Raw genomic sequence first — 17,382 nt, forward strand, 5'->3', positions numbered from 1 at the left:
CGTTGGCCGTGCGTTGGGCGCGCCGGCTACGGCAGGTATAAAAGCGGAGCAAGTAGTACTACTTTTGATGAGACTGCAATTTTCTACAACTGATATTTGATTATTACTATTTTAATTTTGCATTAACTCACAAAATCTAACGTAGATTGTATAAGCGGCCGCGGGGCATGAAGCCCAGCATTTCCCGAGATCTTCCCAATGCATCAAGCGCTGACCTGTGGGGACGGCGCGCGGCCGACCAGACAGTCGACGCATCCCATCCTGTTCTTGTCCCCGGGGGCGTATGGCGAAGACCATCCGCACACCCGCCGATCAAGGTCCCATCCCGTATTGACTTCGATTCAGCAAGTGAAACGAGTTTGGAGAGCAATCATGTTTTCTTTTGCGAAGCGTTCGGATTCAAACCATATCATCGCGGCATTGTCGAAATCGCAGGCGATCATCCAGTTCGACCTCACCGGCAATATCCTCACCGCAAACGAGAATTTCTGCAAAGCGCTCGGCTACAGCCTTCAGGAAATCGTTGGCCAGCACCATCGCTTGTTCTGCCCCGCGGACTACGCCGCAACGCCCGAATATCGCGCGTTCTGGGCGCGTTTGGGCCGCGGCGAGTTCGACAGCAATGCCTATAAGCGTGTGACCAAGGGTGGGCGGGAAATATGGATACAAGCGACCTACAACCCGGTCCTTCGCAACGGCAAGCCCTATAAGGTCGTCAAGTTCGCCTCCGACATCACCGCAGCAAAACTCAAAGCAACGGAAGATGCGGGCAAGCTCGAGGCGATCTCCCAGTCACAGGCGGTGATCGAATTCACCCCGACCGGGGAGATCATCACGGCCAACGAGAATTTCTGCGGCGCCCTCGGCTACCGGCTCTCCGAAATCGAAGGGCGCCATCACAGCATGTTCTGCGAGCCGAACTACGCCCGCACGGCCGAATACAGCGACTTCTGGAGACGGCTCGCCCAGGGCGAATTCAGCGCAGGCGAATTCGTCCGCTATGGCAAGGGCGGCAAGGAAATCTGGATCCAGGCCGCCTACAACCCGATCCGCGACCCCAACGGCAAGGTCTACAAGGTGGTCAAGTTCGCGACCGACGTCAGCGAACGCATGGCGGCGATCAACGCGCTCGGCGCCGGCTTGCGATCGCTGGCGGAAGGCGATCTGACACGGACTCTGGAGACACCCTTCGTGCCGAGCATGGAGACGGTGCGCAATGACTTCAACGAAGCGATCGCCCGCCTCTGTCGTGCCATGCAAACGGTCGGGGAAAACGCCGGAGCGATTGCCGGCGGCGCACGGGAGATCAGGTCCGCCGCCGACGATCTGTCGAAGCGGACCGAACAGCAGGCCGCATCCGTCGAGGAAACGGCCGCGGCGCTCGACGAGATCACCACCACGGTCGCCGATTCGAGCCGTCGCGCCGAGGAGGCCGGCCACCTTGTTGCCAAGACAAAGGACGGAGCAGAACACTCGAAGCTCGTCGTCCGGAATGCCATCGGCGCGATGGATCAGATCGAGCAATCATCCCGCGAGATCAGCAACATCATCGGCGTGATCGACGATATTGCCTTCCAGACCAACCTGCTGGCACTCAATGCCGGCGTCGAGGCGGCCCGCGCCGGCGAAGCGGGCAAGGGTTTCGCGGTCGTGGCGACGGAGGTGCGGGAGCTCGCCCAGCGTTCGGCAAGCGCCGCAAAGGACATCAAGGCGCTGATCACCACCTCCGGCGAGCATGTCCGCAGCGGCGTCGCGCTGGTCGGCCAAACGGGCGCCGCGCTGGAGCAGATCCTCGTCCAGGTCCAGGACATCAACCTCAACGTCTCGGCGATCGTCGAAGCGGCGCGCGAGCAGGCGACGGGCCTCAAGGAGATCAACCAGGCGGTCAATGCGATGGATCAGGCGACACAGCAGAACGCCGCCATGGTCGAGGAAAGCACCGCGGCGAGCCACGCCATGTCGCGCGAGGCAGAGGCTCTCTACGGCCTTCTCCGGCAATTCCGCATCGGTCAGGATATCAGCGGCGGTCCGAGGGAAATGCGCGCTGATGCGCCCGCTTCACCCGACCGGCCGCATGCCGCAACGGCAACAAGAGGCGCCCAAAAGCGAAACCTTGCGGTCGTGCCGGCCGCCGACGCCTGGCAGAACTTCTGAGCGCATCCTCGAACCCCGCGCTCGGAGAAGGCGAAGGCGACACGGCAGTCGCCTTTCCCTGATGGCTTTCAAAGGTGAGGTTTAGTTAGGACTACGCAAGACACCCCTGCCCAACCCCTCCCCACAAGGGCCCACAAGGGGGAGGGGCGCCTGCCGCGCCCTAACTGCGCCCCCAAGACTTGAGTCTTGCAGCAGCGATCAAGAATGCCGGAGAAGCTACGGCCCCGGGAGCCCCTCCCTCTTGTAAGGAGGGGTTGGGGAGGGGTTTCCCGGTTTCGACTACGCCGCTTCCGGGCGGCGGATCTTCGGTGCGGCTTCCAGCACCAGCGGGTTCAGTCCCTCGCCGCCGTGATCGATATGCTCGAACAGCTTGCGGCGCATCCGCGCCTCCCAATATTTGTTGATATGCGTCGCCACGCCCTGCGCCGCCTCTGCCGCCGGCTGGCTCTGGAAGAAGGTGGCGATCTGGTTCGCCATGTAGATCAGCTTGGCGTTGGGATTTTCAGTCGACATCGGCGACAGCTCCGGTCTCTATTGCGTATCAGCGCGGGATGCGGGCGGAAAAGCGCGCGCACTTCTCCTCATCCCGCTCTATACGCTCGGCATGGGTGAAGATTTCGAATTCGTCGCCGCGCACCAGCGCGATCAGCGTCATGCCGGCTTCCTCCGCCGTCCGGATCGCAAGCGCCGTCGGCGCGGAGATGGCGATGATGACAGGACTTCCGGCGATCGCCGTCTTCTGCACCATTTCGACGGAGACGCGCGAGGTCACGACGACGGCGCCTTGCGCGCCCCTGAAGCCGGCCCGCGCGGCGGCACCGGTGAGCTTGTCGAGTGCATTGTGGCGGCCAACATCCTCGCGCACCGCGATCAGCCCGCGGCCCGGCACATAGAAGGCCGCGCCATGCACGGCGCGCGTCTCGAGATGCAGGGGCTGCTGGCCGTTGAGAAGCCCGACCGCCTGTACGACATCCTGCTCGGAAAGTCTCAGGGGCGAACCGGAAACATCCGGTGTCGTCCGCACCGCCTGCTCGATCGATTCGACGCCGCAGAGCCCGCAACCGACCGGGCCGGCCATATGGCGGCGGCGCAGGCGCAGGGCATCGTTCTGCTCCTCCCGGAGGGCGATCTGCAGGTCGATGCCCCTTTCCTCGGCGACCACGTCGACCGTCTCGATCTGATCCGGATCGGTGATGATGCCTTCGGTCAGACTGAAGCCGACGGCGAAATCCTCGAGATCGGCAGGCGTCGCCATCATCACCGCATGCGTCGAGCCGCCATAGGTCAAGGCGACCGGCGTTTCTTCCGGGACAACGCGCGTTTGCGAAACGAGCACGCCCGCGCGACGCGCCTTTTCCGGAACCTGCGCCGTTGTCCTGAAGAGGGTGCTGTCGGCCGCGCCGACCGTGACGGCAGCGGAAGAGGGCGGAAGTCGTTTGCCTGCCATTCCGCCTCCTACTCGGCCGCCTCCAGTTTGCCGGCGATCCGCCGCGACTGGCGGGCCTGCTCGTCATAGTCGACCTGCCAGTCGGACGGGCCGTTCGAAGGCGAGACCTGCACCGCCGTCACCTTGTATTCCGGGCAATTGGTCGCCCAGTCGGTGAAGTCGGTGGTGATGACGTTGGCCTGCGTCGTCGGATGATGGAAGGTCGTATAGACGACACCCGGCGCGACGCGGTCGGTGATCAGCGATCTGAGCGTCGTTTCGCCCGAGCGGCTGGCGAGCCTGACCCAGTCGCCGTCGCGAATGCCGCGCTGCTCCGCATCGTGCGGATGGATTTCCAGCCGGTCCTCCGGGTGCCAGACGACATTCTCCGTGCGACGCGTCTGCGCGCCGACATTATAGTGGCTGAGGATGCGGCCGGTGGTGAGCAGCAGCGGGAAGCGCGGTCCGGTCTTCTCGTCGGTCGCCACATATTCGGTGCGGATGAATTTGCCCTTGCCGCGCACGAAACCGTCGACATGCATGATCGGCGAACCGAGCGGCGCCTTCTCGTTGCAGGGCCACTGCACCGAGCCCATCTTGTCGAGATAGTCGTAGGAGACCAGGGCGAAACTCGGCGTCGTCGCGGCGATCTCGTCCATGATCTCGGATGGGTGACGATAATTCCAGTCGAGCCCCATGGCCTGGGCGAGCGTCTGCGTGACCTCCCAGTCGGCATAGCCGTTCTTCGGCCGCATCACACGGCGAACGCGATTGATGCGCCGCTCGGCATTGGTGAAGGTGCCGTCCTTTTCGAGGAAGGTCGAGCCCGGCAGGAAGACATGCGCGTAGTTCGCCGTCTCGTTGAGGAAGAGATCCTGAACCACGACGCATTCCATCGCCGCAAGACCGGCGGCGACGTGCTTGGTGTCCGGATCCGACTGCAGGATGTCCTCGCCCTGGATGTAGAGCGCCTTGAAGGTGCCGTCGACCGCCGCGTCAAGCATGTTCGGGATGCGCAGGCCCGGCTCGTTGCTAAGCGTCACACCCCAGAGCTTTTCGAAGATCTCGCGGGTCGCATCGTCGGAGATGTGGCGGTAGCCGGGAAGCTCGTGCGGGAACGAGCCCATGTCGCAGGAGCCCTGCACATTGTTCTGGCCGCGCAGCGGATTGACGCCGACGCCCGGCCGGCCGATGTTGCCGGTGACCATGGCGAGGTTGGCGATCGCCATGACGGTGGTCGAGCCCTGGCTGTGCTCGGTGACGCCGAGGCCGTAATAGATCGCGCCGTTGCCGCCGGTCGCATAAAGGCGAGCAGCGCCGCGCACCAGTTCGGCCGGAACGCCCGTATAGGCCTCGCTCGCTTCCGGGCTGTGATAGGGCTCTGCGACGAAGGCCGCCCAATCCTCGAATTCCGACCAGTCGCAGCGCTCGCGGATGAAGGCTTCGTTTGCAAGGCCTTCGGTGACGATGACGTGCGCCAGCGACGTCAAAATGGCGACGTTGGTGCCTGGCTTGATCGGCAAATGGTAGGACGCTTCGACATGGGCCGAGCGGACGAGGTCGATGCGGCGCGGGTCGATGACGATCAGCTTGGCGCCCTCACGCAGCCGCTTCTTCAGCCGCGAGGCGAAGACCGGATGGCCGTCGGTCGGGTTGGCGCCGATGATGATCGCGACATCCGTCTGCTCGACGCTGTCGAAATTCTGCGTGCCGGCCGAGGTGCCGAACGTCTGGTTGAGGCCGTAGCCGGTCGGCGAATGGCAGACGCGGGCGCAGGTGTCGACATTGTTGTTGCCGAAGCCGGCGCGCACCAGCTTCTGCACCAGATAGGTCTCCTCGTTGGTGCAGCGCGACGAGGTGATGCCGCCGACCGAATCGCGGCCGTATTGGTACTGGATACGGCGGAACTCCGAGGCGACATGGGCGAAAGCCTCCTCCCAGGTGACCTCGCGCCAGGGATCGCTGATCTTCTCGCGGATCATCGGGTTGAGAATGCGATCCTTGTGGCTCGAATAGCCATAGGCGAAGCGGCCCTTGACGCAGGAATGGCCGCGGTTCGCCTGGCCGTCCTTCCACGGCACCATGCGCACCAGCTCCTCGCCGCGCATTTCCGCCTTGAAGGAGCAGCCGACGCCGCAATAGGCACAGGTGGTGACGACCGAATGCTCCGGCTGGCCGATCTCGATCACCGACTTTTCGGTGAGCGTCGCCGTCGGGCAGGCCTGCACGCAGGCGCCGCAGGAGACGCATTCGGAGGAGACGAAATCCTCGTTCATCCCCGCCGAAACCTTGGAGTCGAAGCCGCGGCCGCTGATCGTCAGCGCGAAGGTGCCCTGCACCTCCTCGCAGGCCCGCACGCAGCGCGAGCAGACGATGCACTTCGCCGGATCGAAGGTGAAGTAGGGATTGGATTCGTCCTTCGGCGCCCATTGGCGATTGATCTCGCCATTGTTGCGCGCCTTGACGTGGTTCGCCCCGTCATAACCGTAGCGCACATCGCGCAAGCCGACGGCGCCGGCCATGTCCTGCAGCTCGCAATCGCCGTTGGCGGCGCAGGTCAGGCAGTCGAGCGGATGGTCGGAGATATAAAGCTCCATGACGCCGCGGCGCACATCCTTGAGCCGCTGCGTCTGGGTGGAGACGCTGATGCCCGCTGCCACCGGCGTCGTGCAGGAGGCCGGCATGCCGGCGCGACCCTCTATCTCGACGAGACACAGGCGGCAGGAGCCGAAGGCCTCCATCATGTCGGAAGCGCAGAGCTTCGGCACTTCGACGCCGGCTTCCATCGCCGCGCGCATGATCGAGGTGCCTTCCGGCACGGTGATCTCGCGCCCGTCGATCGTCAGCGTCACCAGCTTTTCGGACTTGGAAGCAGGAGTGCCGTAGTCGATTTCATGAATGAGAGACATTAGCGGGCCTCCTGCGAAGATATGTTCAAGGGGGCGGATTTACCCCCCTCTGGCCTGCCGGCCATCTCCCCCACAAGGGGGGAGATCGACCCGCGGCAAGCCGTCCGATCCGATAGAACGGTCAGCGAATGTCTAGCGGCGCAAAGGGCGTGCCGCACGTGTTCTCCCCCCTTGTGGGGGAGATGGCCGGCAGGCCAGAGGGGGGTGTACGTCGCCATCATTCCGCGGCCTCCACCACCGGTGCCGGCGAAAAGTCCTCCGGGAAATGCGTCATCGCGCTCGTCACCGGATAGGGCGTGAAGCCGCCGAGCGCGCAGAGCGAGCCGAATTTCATGGTGTTGCACAGATCGGCGAGCAGTTCGCGGTTCTTCTCCGGCTCGATGCCGGCCGCGATCCTGTCGGCCACCTCGACGCCGCGCGTCGAGCCGATGCGGCAGGGCGTGCACTTGCCGCAGCTTTCGACCGCGCAGAACTCCATGGCGAAGCGCGCCTGTTTCAGCATGTCGGCCGTGTCGTCGAAAACGACGAGACCGGCATGGCCGATCAGACCGTCCTTCGCCGCGAAGGCCTCATAGTCGAACGGAGTGTCGAACAGCGACCGCGGGAAATAGGCGCCGAGCGGACCGCCGACCTGCACCGCCTTGACCGGCCGGCCGCTGGCGGTGCCGCCGCCGATCTTATCGACGATCTCGCCGAGCGTCAGGCCGAAGGCTGTTTCGTAAAGCCCGCCATGCTTGACGTTGCCGGCGATCTGGATCGGGATCGTGCCGCGCGACCGTCCCATGCCGAAATCGCGATAGTAAGCGGCGCCCTTGTCCATAATGACCGGCACCGAGGCGAGCGAGATGACGTTGTTGATGACCGTCGGACAGTCGAACAGGCCCTTATGGGCCGGCAGCGGCGGCTTGGCGCGCACCAGCCCGCGCTTGCCTTCGAGGCTGTTGAGCAACGAGGTCTCCTCGCCGCAGACATAGGCGCCGGCGCCGGTGCGGACTTCCATGTCGAAGGCATGCGCCGATCCGAGAACGGAAGTGCCGAGCACGCCGGCAGCGCGGGCGATCTCGATCGCGGCGCTCATCGCCGCAATGGCATGCGGATATTCGGAGCGGGTATAGACGTAGCCCTTGGTCGCGCCGGTGGCGATGCCGGCGATCGCCATGCCCTCGATCAGAACGAAGGGATCGCCCTCCATGATCATCCGGTCGGCGAAGGTACCGCTGTCGCCCTCGTCGGCGTTGCAGACGATATATTTCTGTGCGCCTTGGGCTTCGAGAACGGTCTTCCACTTGATGCCGGTCGGGAAGCCGGCGCCGCCGCGACCGCGCAGGCCGCTTTCGGTGACCTCGGCGACGATCGCCGCCGGCGCCATGGAGACGGCCTTCTCAAGACCACGCAGGCCGCCATGGCCGCGGTAGTCGTCGAGCGACAGGGGATCGGTGACGCCGCAGCGGGCAAAGGTCAGCCGCGTCTGGTTCTTCAGGAACGGGATCTCTTCCGTCTTGCCGAGACAGAGCGGATGCGCGGCGCCCGAAAGCAGTCCGGCTTCGAGAAGCGTGGCGACATCGCGCGCCTTCACCGGGCCGTAGGCGATGCGGCCCGCGGCCGTTTCGACTTCGACAAGCGGCTCCAGCCAGTGCATGCCGCGCGAGCCGTTGCGGATAATGGCAGCGTCGAGGCCGCGGGCGGCGATCGCCTCGGCCATCGCGGTCGCCACCTTTTCGGCGCCAAGGGCAATCGCTGCCGCATCGCGCGGAACATAGATCTTGACGGTCATCGACGTGCCTCCGCGACCAGCGCCTCAAGTTCCGCGTCGTCAAGCCGCGCATGCACTTCGCCGTCGAGCATCGCCGACGGCGAGCAGGAACAGAGCCCGAGACAGTAGACCGGTTCGAGCGTCACGGCGCCGTCGGGCGTCGTCTCATGGAAATCGATGCCGAGCAGCGCCTTGGCGCGTTCGGCGAGCCGGTCACCGCCCATCGACTGGCAGGCTTCGGCGCGACAGAGCTTCAGAACATGGCGCCCTGCCGGATGCTCGCGGAAATCGTGATAGAAGGTGACGACGCCATAGACTTCGGCGCGCGACAGGTTGAGTTCGCGGGCGATCACCGGCAGACACGCCTCGGGCACATAGCCGAACTCGTCCTGGATCTCGTGCAGGATCGGCAGAAGCGGGCCTTCCAGCCCCTTGAGGTCGCCGACAATCGCCAGCGTCCGCTCGGCCACGTCTGCGCCCGGCAAATGAGTATTCACGCGAAGAGCCCTCCCGGCTCGTGGCGCGTCGCAATCAGAGCCTCGTGCTCGATCGTTCCCGCGCTGGTGTATTCTACGCATATCCGCAGAGGTCGGAGCTCCTTCGGCCTCTACACAGGCAACAAGCTTCGCGCTTAAGGCCAGAAGGGTCAATAATGCTGTTCCGTTGGTCGATAGAAAAAATCTATCGAGCGGCGTTGCGCTCGCTGAGCATGCGTGCCTCGTGCAGCAAGGCCGAGACCAATGGCGTAAACGGCTCACGATAGGTCGCCACCAGGCCGACCGTGTGGCGCACGTCCGGATCGACGATCGGGATCATCCGGATATTTTCGTGAAAGCCGAAGGATTTCGCGACGTTATAAGGCATTATGCTCGCCCATCGCCCGGTCCGGACATGCGAGAAGAGCACGATCATCGAGTTCGATTCGAGCGTCGGGGTCGCCACAGCGCCGGCTTCGGCAAAATGCTGATTGATGATGCGCCGATTCTGCATATCGGCCGTCAATAGACAAAGCCGAATATTGCTAACCTCTTTCCAGGTAACGCTTTCGCGATCCGAAAGCGGCGTTCCGACCGCGGTAACCAGGTGATATTGCTCGATCTGCAGCGGCACGCTGGTGACGCGGCCGAGCGGTTCGTTCTCCAGATAGGTGAGCCCCGCATCGATCTCGAGGTTTTCGAGCAGCGCCAGGATCTGCAGCGAGGTGGTCGACAGCACCGAAAAGGTGACGTCGGGGTGCTTTTCCTGGAAGGGCGCGGTGATCAGCGGCACCATCGACAGCGTCGTCGGGATGGCGGCAAGGCGGATATGGCCGGAAAGCCCCTTGCGCGCCGCCCGCATCTCCTCGCGCATGGTGCGCGTATCGCCGACGATCCGCCGCGCCCATTCGAGCACCCGCTGACCTTCGGGTGTCAGCCCCTGGAAGCGCGAGCCGCGATTGACGAGGATGACGCCGAGCTGGTCCTCGAGCTGGCGGATGGCCGCCGACAGCGTCGGCTGCGTCACGCCGCATTCCTCCGCAGCGCGACCAAAATGCCGTTCGCGGGCGAGGGCGAGAAAGAACTCCAGCTTGTCGATCATGCCTGGCCTTTGAGCAGATGAGCACCACCCCTCGCTCCAATGTTCGTCTGCACGCGGGGTTCGCCCCTCACCCTAACCCTCTCCCCGCGTGCGGGGAGAGGGGACTGAGGCGGCGCAGCCTCTCCCCACACGCGGGGAGAGCGGACTTGGACGGGGCGGCATCTTCCTTCTCCCCGCGTGCGGGGAGAAGGTGCCGGCAGGCGGATGAGGGGCAAAACGCGCATGTCTTTCCTAGAAGATCAACTGCCCGCCATTCACCTCCAGCACCTGCCCGGTGATATAGCCGGAAAGCGGATGCGAGGCGAGGAACAGATAGGCGGGCGCGCAATCCTCCGCGGTTCCAAGCCGCCCGAGCGGAATCGACTTGCGGGTCGCTTCGAGCTTTTCCGGCGTCGAGTAGCGCTCGTGGAATTCGGTGCTGATCGTGCCGGGCGAGACGCAATTGACGCGGATCCCGTCCGGCGCCAGTTCGCGCGCCAGCGCCTTGGAATAGGTGGCGACGAAGGCCTTGGTGGCCGAATAGATCGACGAGCCGGCGCTGCCGCCGGAGCGCGCCGAGATCGACACGGTGTTGACGATCGCCGGATGCGTGCCCTTCAGGAGCAGCGGCAGCATCGCCCGGGTCATCTCGACGACCGAGGTCTGGTTGAGCTGGACGATCGTCCGGTAGGCGTCGTCGCTCAGCTCTGCCGCCGGAAAACGGCCGACCATGGTGCCGGCGTTGTTGATCAGCACGTCGAGGCCGTCGAAGCGGTTCCTCACCTCCTCGGCAAGCGTCTCGACGCCGCCGGCGGCGAGAAAATCCGCGGCCGAAAGGAATGCCCTGCCCTCGGCCACCGCCGATTCGAGAAAATCGGGGCGCGTATCGGAGATCGTCCGGCCAACATGGACCAGCACCCGAGCGCCGCAATCGAGAAACTGCCGGGCGACTTCGAGACCGATACCGCGGCCGGCGCCGGTCACCACCACATTCATGCCTTTGAACAAGGCCGGATGATACATGGACTTACCTTCTTCCTGCTGGCTTCCCTCTGGAAAAACCACGCTGGCGCATCCAACAATGGATTGCAACGGGTGGGTATCGGCGATTGCGACATCGAAGATCGAATCCGCAACCAATCGCTGATTCTGAAATTGCACGGCTTTCGTTTTTGCCTATTATGAAAGAAAACGAAAGCAGAGGGAGCGAAGCATGTATCTCACCGGACGGCAAGAGGAGATCCTGGAACTGGCAAAGGCCGAGGGCCGGGTGCTCGTCGAGGAACTCGCGCAGCGTTTTTCGGTGACGCCGCAGACGATCCGCAAGGATTTGAACGACCTCTGCGATGCAAGGGTCTTGAACCGCATCCACGGCGGCGCGATCTTCCCGAGCGGCAAGGAGAACGTGAAATACGATGCTCGCCGCCAGATTGCCGCTCCGGAAAAACAGGCGATCGGTCGGGCCGCCGCTGCGCTGATCCCCGACAACGCCTCGCTCTTCATCAATATCGGCACCACCACCGAGGCGGTCGGCGAGGCCCTGCTCGATCACAAGGAACTGATGGTCATCACCAATAACATCAATGTCGCCAATCGGTTGCGCGTCTTTCCCTCGATCGAGGTAGTGATCGCCGGCGGGGTGGTGCGCGGTTCGGACGGCGGCATCGTCGGCGAGGCGGCGGTCGATTTCATCCGGCAGTTCAAGGTCGATTTCGCCGTGATCGGCGCCTCCGCCATCGACCATGATGGGGCGCTTCTCGATTTCGATTACCGCGAAGTGAAGGTCGCGCAAGCGATCATCGCCAATGCGCGCCACGTCATCCTGGTGTCCGATTCGACGAAGTTCGAACGCACCGCGCCAGTCAGGATCGGCCACATTTCCCAGGTGCAGACCTTCATCACCGACCGATGCATCGTTGAAAACGTTCGCAAAATCTGTTCGGAGCAGGGCGTCAAGCTGATCGAGACCGAGGCTTGACCGCATCCAAACGGCCCGCTCGAGATTCGGGAAACATTCGTTTGACATTCGAAATGTTTTCGTTTTAACTGCCTTCACTTTCGCGATTGCATCAATTTGTGCATTGCGAAAAGTGGAGGGGAAATCGCAGTGTCAGAGCAGGCAATCTTCGACGTCTTTGTCATAGGCGGCGGCATCAACGGATGCGGCATTGCGCGTGATGCGGTCGGCCGGGGCTATTCCGTCGCGCTGGCCGAAATGGACGATTTCGCCTCCGGCACCTCCTCCGGTTCCACCAAGCTCATCCATGGCGGCCTGCGCTATCTCGAGCATTACGAATTCCGGCTGGTGCGCGAGGCGCTGATGGAGCGCGAGGTGCTCTGGGCGATGGCGCCGCACGTCATCTGGCCGATGCGCTTCGTCCTGCCCTATCACAAGGGCGGCCCGCGCCCGGCCTGGCTTATCCGTCTTGGCCTCTTCCTCTACGACCATATCGGCGGCCGCAAGCTGTTGCCGGCGACGAGCACGCTGGACATGACCCGCGACGCCGCGGGCGGGCCGCTGAAGCGTCTCTTCACCAAGGCCTTCGAATATTCCGACGGCTGGGTCGACGACGCCCGCCTCGTCGTGCTGAACGCCCGCGATGCCGCCGATCGCGGCGCCCGGATCATGGCGCGTACCCGCGTCGTCTCGGCGCGGCGCGAAAACGGTCGCTGGGCGATCGAAACCGAGGACGCCCAGACCGGTGCACGCGAAACCCTTCGCGCTCGCCTGCTCGTCAACGCCACCGGCCCCTGGGTCGACCGCGTGCTCGCCGATACACTCGGCAAGAACGATGTTCACAATGTCCGCCTCGTCCAGGGCAGCCATATCGTCGTGAAGAGGAAATTCGACGACCCGCGCGCCTATTTCTTCCAGAATCCGGACGGACGGATCATGTTCGCCATCCCTTACCAAAACGACTTCACTCTGATCGGCACCACCGACCGGGATTTCACCGGCAATCCCGCGGATGTGCGCATCAGCGATGCCGAGATCGACTATCTCTGCAAATCGGCGAGCGAATATTTCAGCGATCCGGTCACCACGGACGATATCGTCTGGACCTATTCGGCGGTCCGCCCGCTCTATGACGACGGGGCAAGCAAGGCGCAGGAGGCGACCCGCGACTATGTGCTGCGCGTCGAGGGACAGAACGGCCAGGCGCCGCTTCTCAATGTCTTTGGCGGCAAGCTCACGACCTATCGGCGGCTCGCCGAATCGGCGCTTGAAAAGATCGGCGAGGCGATCGGGACCAAGGGCAGTAAATGGACGGCCACGTCCCACCTGCCGGGCGGCGACTTTGCGGCAACCGCCTACGATACCGAAGTCGACATGCTGAAGGCGCGCTACCCCTTTCTCGCGCTTTCGCATGCCCGCCGGCTGGTCCGGCTCTACGGCACCCAGGCTGCAAGTCTGCTTGGCCATGCGGCGAGCCAGGCGGACCTCGGCAAGCACTTCGGCACTGATCTTTACGAGGTCGAAGTGGACTGGCTGATCGGACAGGAATGGGCGCGGCGCGCCGAGGACGTGCTCTGGCGCCGCACGAAACTGGGATTGAAGCTGACGCCGGCGGAGATCGCGGAGTTGGAGGACTACATGCGCGGCGCCGTCAACGCCGCAGCATAGAAGAGTTGGAGCGCTCATCCCGCTCTGATCCGCGATTGAAACTGCCGATGGCTGGGTGGAACACCGGAGAATTCAATGCTTGAAATGAAGAACATAACCAAGGTCGTGGGCGGGGAGACGCATATTCACCCGACCAACCTTGTGCTGGAGAGGGGGTCGCTCAATGTGCTGCTCGGCCCGACGCTCTCCGGCAAGACGTCGCTGATGCGGCTGATGGCCGGTCTCGACAAGCCCGCCTCCGGTTCGATCCATTTCGACGGCGCCGACGTCACTGGCGTGCGCGTGCAGCAGCGCTCGGTCGCCATGGTCTATCAGCAGTTCATCAACTACCCGGCGATGACGGTCTACGACAACATCGCCTCGCCGATGCGCATCAAGGGTGCCGACAACGCCACGATCGACCGGGAGGTCCGCAAGGCGGCCGAGCTCCTGAAGCTCACCCCCTATCTCGACCGCACGCCGCTCAACCTCTCCGGCGGCCAGCAGCAGCGCACCGCGCTTGCCCGCGCCATCGTCAAGAATGCCGACCTGGTTCTGCTCGACGAGCCGCTTGCCAACCTCGACTACAAGCTGCGCGAGGAATTGCGCGAGGAACTACCGAAGATCTTCGCCGCTTCCGGCGCGATCTTCGTCTATGCGACGACCGAGCCCTCCGAGGCACTGCTCCTCGGCGGCAACACCGCCTCTTTGAGCGAAGGGCGCATCACCCAGTTCGGCCGCACCATCGACGTTTACCGCCGCCCGGTCGACATCGTCACCGCCCGGACCTTCGCCGATCCGCCGCTGAATACGATCGGCCTCGCGAAGGCGGGCTCGCACTTCACCCTCGAAGGTAAGCCGGTGCTTTCCGTTCCCGCGCATCTGGCGGCGGTGTCGGATGGACCCTGCACCGTCGCCTTCCAGCCGCACCACATCTCTTTCGACCGGTCCGACGGAGGCAGCACCCCGCTCACCGTCAAGACGGCGATTTCCGAGATCGCCGGCTCGGAGAGCTTCATTCACGTCGGCTTCGCCGATGCGCGCTGGGTGATGCTGGCGCCCGGCATTCACGACATCGAACCGGACGCGACCCTCGAGGTCTTCGTCGACACCCGCCACCTGATGGCCTTTGGGCCGGATGGCCGGGCGATCGGCGGAACTGCCTGAGGGAGGGCCGGGAGGAGACCATGGCACGCATCAATCTCGAACATATCCGCCACGCCTACGGCGCCAAGCCGAAGTCGGAAGCCGAATACGCGCTGAAGGAAGTCCATCACGAATGGAACGACGGCGGCGCCTATGCGTTGCTCGGCCCTTCGGGCTGCGGCAAGACCACGCTGCTCAACATCATTTCCGGGCTGATCAACCCGTCGGAAGGCCGCATCCTCTTCGACGGCACCGATGTGACGCACCTGGCGACGCAGCACCGCAACATCGCCCAGGTGTTTCAGTTTCCGGTCATCTACGACACGATGACCGTCTACGACAACCTCGCCTTCCCCTTGCGCAACCGCCATGTGCCGGAGACCGAAGTCGACCGCCGCGTCAAGGAGATCATCGACATGATCGGCCTCGGCGGCTGGGCGAAGAAGACGGCGCGAGGGCTGACCGCCGACCAGAAGCAGAAGATCTCGCTCGGCCGCGGCCTGGTGCGCTCCGACGTCAGCGCCATCCTCTTCGACGAACCGCTCACCGTCATCGATCCCGAAATGAAATGGGTGCTGCGCTCCCAGATCAAGCGGCTGCACAAGCAGTTCGGCTTCACCATGGTCTATGTCACGCACGATCAGACCGAGGCGCTCACCTTCGCCGACAAGGTCGTCGTCATGTATGACGGCCAGATCGTCCAGATCGGCACGCCGGCCGAGCTTTTCGAACGGCCGCGCCACACTTTCGTCGGTTACTTCATCGGCTCGCCGGGCATGAACGTCCTGCCGGCCGAGATCGCCGGCAACACGGCAGCGGTGGGTGAGCAAAGCATCGCCCTGAACTTCCAGCCGAAGGTCAAGGCCGGTGCCAAGACCGAGCTTGGCATCCGCCCGGAATTCATCTCGCTCGGCCGCGAGGGCATGCCGGTGGCGATCACCAAGGTCGAGGATATCGGCCGCCACAAGATCGTCCGCGCCCGTTTCGCCGACCGGCCGATCTCGATCATCGTCGACGAGGACGGCGAGATCCCGGCCGAGCCGCGCGTCACCTTCGACCCGAAGGCCATCAATATCTACGCCGATTCCTGGCGCGTCGGCGAGGAGGCCTGACATGGAGAAGACCTGGAACAACAAGGCCTGGTTCATGGTCCTGCCGGTCCTGGTGCTTGTCGCCTTCTCGGCAGTGATCCCGCTGATGACCGTCGTCAACTATTCGGTGCAGGACACCTTCGGCAACAACGAGTTCTTCTGGGCCGGCACGGACTGGTTCATGGACGTGCTCGAATCCGACCGCTTCTGGGACGCGCTCACCCGCAACCTGATCTTCTCGGCGATCATTCTGGCGATCGAGATCCCGCTCGGCATCGTCATCGCCCTCAACATGCCGAAGAAGGGCATCGGCGTGCCGATCTGCCTGGTCCTGATGGCGCTGCCGCTGTTGATCCCGTGGAACGTCGTCGGCACCATCTGGCAGGTCTTCGGCCGCGTCGACATCGGTCTGCTCGGACGCACGCTTGCCGCGCTCGGCATCAACTACAATTACGTGCAGAACCCCATCGACGCCTGGGTGACGCTGATCGTCATGGACGTCTGGCACTGGACGAGCCTCGTCGTGCTGCTCTGCTACGCCGGTCTCGTCTCGATCCCGGACGCCTACTACCAGGCCGCCAAGATCGACGGCGCCTCGCGCTGGTCGGTGTTCCGCTACATCCAGCTGCCGAAGATGAAGCGCGTCCTCCTGATCGCCTTCCTGCTGCGCTTCATGGACAGTTTCATGATCTACACGGAACCCTTCGTCGTCACTGGCGGCGGCCCGGGCAACTCGACGACCTTCCTGTCGATCGACCTCGTCAAGATGGCGATCGGCCAGTTCGACCTCGGTCCGGCCGCAGCCCTCTCGATCATCTACTTCCTCATCATCCTGCTGCTCTCATGGATCTTCTACACCGTGATGACCACGAGCGACGCGCAAGGCTGAGAAGAGGAGGGAGGAGCAAAATGATGACCAACAAGCAACCGCTTTCGCAGCGCCTCTCCTGGCTGGTGCCGACGATCTACATCGTCTTCCTGCTCCTGCCGATCTACTGGCTCGTCAACATGAGCTTCAAGGAGACCAGCGAGATCCTCAGCACGTTCTCGCTGTGGCCGCAGAATCCGACCCTTCGGAACTACGCGGTGATCTTTACCGATCCGTCCTGGTATTCGGGCTACATCAACTCGATCACCTATGTCGTCTTGAACACGCTGATCTCCGTGACGGTGGCGCTGCCGGCGGCCTATGCCTTCTCGCGCTACCGGTTCCTCGGCGACAAGCACCTGTTCTTCTGGCTCTTGACCAACCGGATGGCACCGCCGGCGGTATTCGCGCTGCCCTTCTTCCAGCTCTATTCCGCCTTTGGCCTGATCGACACGCACATCGCCGTGGCAATCGCGCATTGCCTGTTCAACGTGCCGCTCGCCGTCTGGATCCTGGAAGGCTTCATGTCCGGCGTGCCGAAGGAGATCGACGAGACCGCCTATATCGACGGCTACTCCTTCCCGCGCTTCTTCGTGAAGATCTTCGTGCCGCTGATCGCGTCGGGCATCGGTGTCGCCGCCTTCTTCTGCTTCATGTTCTCCTGGGTCGAACTCCTGATCGCCCGTACGCTGACGACGACCGACGCCAAGCCGATCGCCGCGACGATGACGCGCACGGTTTCGGCCTCCGGTCTCGACTGGGGCGTGCTCGCCGCCGCCGGCGTGCTGACGATCATCCCCGGCGCGCTCGTCATCTACTTCGTCCGCAACTACATCGCCAAGGGCTTCGCCCTGGGTCGCGTCTAGACCTCCGA

The 17,382-nt window shown here is 63.6% G+C and carries 14 protein-coding genes; 7 read left to right on the forward strand and 7 right to left on the reverse strand.

Translation table 11 applies throughout. The features are described from left to right. The first annotated feature begins 372 nt into the window (after positions 1 to 372). Positions 373 to 2,154, forward strand: a complete 1,782-nt coding sequence (locus tag NGR_RS26560) for a methyl-accepting chemotaxis protein (protein WP_012709573.1) — start codon at positions 373 to 375, stop codon at positions 2,152 to 2,154. A gap of 279 nt (positions 2,155 to 2,433) precedes the next feature. Here NGR_RS26560 and NGR_RS26565 read toward each other — a convergent pair whose 3' ends face one another. From NGR_RS26565 to NGR_RS26595, 7 genes are all read right to left on the reverse strand, one after another. Further along, positions 2,434 to 2,667, reverse strand: a complete 234-nt coding sequence (locus tag NGR_RS26565; protein WP_012709574.1) for a formate dehydrogenase subunit delta — start codon at positions 2,665 to 2,667, stop codon at positions 2,434 to 2,436. 28 nt (positions 2,668 to 2,695) lie between these two features. Continuing rightward, on the reverse strand, positions 2,696 to 3,601 hold the full coding sequence (fdhD, locus tag NGR_RS26570; RefSeq protein WP_012709575.1) for a formate dehydrogenase accessory sulfurtransferase FdhD: 906 nt from the start codon (positions 3,599 to 3,601) through the stop codon (positions 2,696 to 2,698). Between the two features lie 8 nt (positions 3,602 to 3,609). Beyond that, the gene (fdhF, locus tag NGR_RS26575) at positions 3,610 to 6,489 is read right to left on the reverse strand and encodes a formate dehydrogenase subunit alpha (RefSeq protein WP_012709576.1); all 2,880 of its coding nucleotides are present in this window, start codon (positions 6,487 to 6,489) and stop codon (positions 3,610 to 3,612) included. Positions 6,490 to 6,706: 217 nt separating this feature from the next. Continuing rightward, positions 6,707 to 8,263 (reverse strand): formate dehydrogenase beta subunit, encoded by a 1,557-nt coding sequence (locus tag NGR_RS26580; protein ID WP_012709577.1) that lies wholly within the window; start codon positions 8,261 to 8,263, stop codon positions 6,707 to 6,709. Beyond that, entirely contained in the window at positions 8,260 to 8,739 is a 480-nt protein-coding gene (locus tag NGR_RS26585) for a formate dehydrogenase subunit gamma (RefSeq protein ID WP_012709578.1), read from the reverse strand. The genes NGR_RS26580 and NGR_RS26585 overlap by 4 nt, the downstream gene beginning before the upstream one ends. Positions 8,740 to 8,923: 184 nt before the next feature. Continuing rightward, positions 8,924 to 9,820 carry a LysR family transcriptional regulator gene (locus NGR_RS26590; protein WP_012709579.1) on the reverse strand — a complete coding sequence of 299 codons (897 nt, stop codon included), beginning with the start codon at positions 9,818 to 9,820 and terminating at the stop codon, positions 8,924 to 8,926. A 231-nt stretch (positions 9,821 to 10,051) separates the two neighbouring features. Then, positions 10,052 to 10,822: an SDR family NAD(P)-dependent oxidoreductase gene (locus NGR_RS26595; protein ID WP_012709580.1), complete on the reverse strand. Its 771-nt coding sequence runs from the start codon at positions 10,820 to 10,822 to the stop codon at positions 10,052 to 10,054. Between the two features lie 190 nt (positions 10,823 to 11,012). On the opposite strand from NGR_RS26595, the gene NGR_RS26600 reads away from it, so the two are divergent. The 6 genes from NGR_RS26600 to NGR_RS26625 all read left to right on the forward strand — a co-directional run bounded on the left by NGR_RS26600 (position 11,013) and on the right by NGR_RS26625 (position 17,374). Continuing rightward, positions 11,013 to 11,777, forward strand: coding sequence for a DeoR/GlpR family DNA-binding transcription regulator (locus NGR_RS26600; protein ID WP_012709581.1), 765 nt, complete (start codon positions 11,013 to 11,015; stop codon positions 11,775 to 11,777). Between the two features lie 129 nt (positions 11,778 to 11,906). Beyond that, positions 11,907 to 13,424, forward strand: coding sequence for a glycerol-3-phosphate dehydrogenase (gene glpD / locus NGR_RS26605; RefSeq protein WP_012709582.1), 1,518 nt, complete (start codon positions 11,907 to 11,909; stop codon positions 13,422 to 13,424). A gap of 75 nt (positions 13,425 to 13,499) precedes the next feature. Further along, positions 13,500 to 14,570, forward strand: coding sequence for an ABC transporter ATP-binding protein (locus NGR_RS26610; protein ID WP_012709583.1), 1,071 nt, complete (start codon positions 13,500 to 13,502; stop codon positions 14,568 to 14,570). A gap of 20 nt (positions 14,571 to 14,590) precedes the next feature. Continuing rightward, positions 14,591 to 15,661: an ABC transporter ATP-binding protein gene (locus NGR_RS26615; RefSeq protein WP_012709584.1), complete on the forward strand. Its 1,071-nt coding sequence runs from the start codon at positions 14,591 to 14,593 to the stop codon at positions 15,659 to 15,661. Position 15,662: 1 nt separating this feature from the next. Then, complete coding sequence (locus NGR_RS26620; RefSeq protein WP_012709585.1) at positions 15,663 to 16,529, forward strand: carbohydrate ABC transporter permease; 867 nt, start codon at positions 15,663 to 15,665, stop codon at positions 16,527 to 16,529. A gap of 20 nt (positions 16,530 to 16,549) precedes the next feature. Beyond that, entirely contained in the window at positions 16,550 to 17,374 is an 825-nt protein-coding gene (locus NGR_RS26625; protein ID WP_012709586.1) for a carbohydrate ABC transporter permease, read from the forward strand. The last annotated feature ends 8 nt before the right edge of the window (positions 17,375 to 17,382 follow it).

The organism is Sinorhizobium fredii NGR234, from assembly GCF_000018545.1.
In the GTDB taxonomy this organism is placed as follows: Bacteria; Pseudomonadota; Alphaproteobacteria; order Rhizobiales; family Rhizobiaceae; genus Sinorhizobium; species Sinorhizobium fredii_A.

Excerpts from the sequence above, each read along its gene's own strand:
- NGR_RS26560 (WP_012709573.1), top strand. The coding sequence starts at position 373 with ATGTTTTCTTTTGCGAAGCGTTCGGATTCAAACCATATCATCGCGGCA.
- NGR_RS26565 (WP_012709574.1), bottom strand. The coding sequence starts at position 2,667 with ATGTCGACTGAAAATCCCAACGCCAAGCTGATCTACATGGCGAACCAG.
- fdhD (WP_012709575.1), bottom strand. The coding sequence starts at position 3,601 with ATGGCAGGCAAACGACTTCCGCCCTCTTCCGCTGCCGTCACGGTCGGC.
- fdhF (WP_012709576.1), bottom strand. The coding sequence starts at position 6,489 with ATGTCTCTCATTCATGAAATCGACTACGGCACTCCTGCTTCCAAGTCC.
- NGR_RS26580 (WP_012709577.1), bottom strand. The coding sequence starts at position 8,263 with ATGACCGTCAAGATCTATGTTCCGCGCGATGCGGCAGCGATTGCCCTT.
- NGR_RS26590 (WP_012709579.1), bottom strand. The coding sequence starts at position 9,820 with ATGATCGACAAGCTGGAGTTCTTTCTCGCCCTCGCCCGCGAACGGCAT.
- NGR_RS26595 (WP_012709580.1), bottom strand. The coding sequence starts at position 10,822 with ATGTATCATCCGGCCTTGTTCAAAGGCATGAATGTGGTGGTGACCGGC.
- NGR_RS26600 (WP_012709581.1), top strand. The coding sequence starts at position 11,013 with ATGTATCTCACCGGACGGCAAGAGGAGATCCTGGAACTGGCAAAGGCC.
- NGR_RS26610 (WP_012709583.1), top strand. The coding sequence starts at position 13,500 with ATGCTTGAAATGAAGAACATAACCAAGGTCGTGGGCGGGGAGACGCAT.
- NGR_RS26615 (WP_012709584.1), top strand. The coding sequence starts at position 14,591 with ATGGCACGCATCAATCTCGAACATATCCGCCACGCCTACGGCGCCAAG.
- NGR_RS26620 (WP_012709585.1), top strand. The coding sequence starts at position 15,663 with ATGGAGAAGACCTGGAACAACAAGGCCTGGTTCATGGTCCTGCCGGTC.
- NGR_RS26625 (WP_012709586.1), top strand. The coding sequence starts at position 16,550 with ATGATGACCAACAAGCAACCGCTTTCGCAGCGCCTCTCCTGGCTGGTG.